Raw genomic sequence first — 325 nt, 5'->3', positions numbered from 1 at the left:
TTACAGGATGCCAAAAATGGAAAAATCACTTTAGAGAATGGAACAGAGGATCTTGAAAAATATCTGAAAAAATTGGAAGAGGAATATGCCAATGCACCTGAAACGAATAATGAAATCCCCATTGATTCAACAATGATTTATGATGAAGGGGTTCAAGCCATGTGGCTATGGGCCAAAGCCGACTTGGGTAGAAAGACAATGGGCAGTATTGATATAAGATCTGGAGACGATCCGGCAGAGTCAATGATTCAATTTATAAATACGGATGCAGGTTACCCATATGACGAAGCATACGAAGATCAAGACGCACCGAAGTCTTTAAACA

General features: G+C 39.4%; 1 protein-coding gene. It reads left to right on the top strand.

Annotated features, from left to right (window positions below):
• Nucleotides 1-325, top strand: a 325-nt coding sequence (locus CHK_RS16575; protein WP_046442874.1) for a hypothetical protein, incomplete at both ends; no start/stop codon positions are given.

Origin of the sequence: Christensenella hongkongensis, assembly GCF_000981035.1 — a bacterium.
GTDB lineage: Bacteria > Bacillota > Clostridia > Christensenellales > Christensenellaceae > Christensenella > Christensenella hongkongensis.
This window is presented reverse-complemented; position numbering and strand designations above follow the sequence as displayed.